The following is a 1,324-nucleotide window of genomic DNA, read 5'->3' as shown; positions in this document are numbered from 1 at the left end:
ATCATATAGATTTACCAGACGAATCGATTGTGAAAATAGCTATTTTAGTTACCCTGAGTGATGACTACTTAGCAGACAAATCGGAACGTAAAATTAATCGTGTTTGGGATATTTTTGCTAAAAGCTTTGGAAAATCTAAAGATGATTACCAGTCTGTTGAAGTTACTGAAATATTGCAGGATGAAGACCCTTTTAAAGAAAAACAAAATGTTTTTGCTATTGATTTAACATCATTTGGCAAAATTGAACCTAAAAAGGAAAAAGATTTAGATTTTGGTTTAAGGCTTTTGCAAAACAACCAAAACATATTGTTAATAGATGATTCAATGCAAGATAAACAAAATGTTAAAAACTTAGGCAGTGGTATTGAATTTAATGAAGTTGAAGAGTATCTAGACGATGCTTACAAATATATAAAGAGCTTGGCAGAAACAAAGAGATTTGAAGTATTGCGTGACCAAAAAGACGAAAATTATAATCAAAGAAAATTGGAAGAAGAAGAGGCAAATACTGAGAAAGAAAATCACGTTGTATCTGCACAAGAGATTATTGAAAAAGAGGAAGGTGAAACTACACAAGATAATGATAGCGACACTATACAAGTGAATAGCGAAGAGTTGCAACCTATATCTAACTCTGAAAATGATAATGTAATTACCAATACAAGTGACTATCCAGAAGAAGATTCAGAAACGGAAGAGCTTGAATACGAGGAAGAGCCAGAATATTACAATGAATATGATTTAGAAAATCTCAAGCAAAAATTATTAGACAATCTAGATTATTATATTCCTCAATATAATCTAGAAGAGTTAGATAATGAAAATGAAGAGTTAGAATTAGAAAGTGAAGATTATCAAAGACTACACCAAGCTACACTTAACGCGTTAAATAATAAAACTGAACAAGCTAATAAAAAATTAGATGTTTTAAGAAATAAAGCAATCAATAATTTGTATAGAGAGCTAACTGGTGATTTAGCAAAACGCTATTTTGAAATTGAGGCGTTATATAATTACACAGTTGAAGGTAGTGAGTTTAATAACATATACCAACAGTTAAATAATAATTTGAGTGAAGCACAAAAGAATATTAATATTCAAGCTGATGAAAAAGAAAAAATTAAAAAACAAAAACATGAAAAAGACAAAGAGATATATCTTAACAACTTATTAAAAAAAGAATCAGCAAGATATGATGAAGAGAACTTTCCAAAAATCAAAGAAGAAGTTGAGAATTTTAAACAGACTTCTAATGATGATGTTGATAATAGATATGAGGAACAGATGGATTTATTACGAGAAGACATTGATCGTACTGTAAC

At 29.3% G+C, this 1,324-nt stretch carries 1 protein-coding gene; it reads left to right on the top strand.

From position 1 onward, the window contains the following. Positions 1-1,324: hypothetical protein (locus ACF91D_RS30380; protein WP_392438468.1), on the top strand; the 1,324-nt coding region annotated here is incomplete at both ends.

The organism is Staphylococcus sp. 231237_7MaSpsaltlick (assembly GCF_043107035.1).
This window is presented reverse-complemented; position numbering and strand designations above follow the sequence as displayed.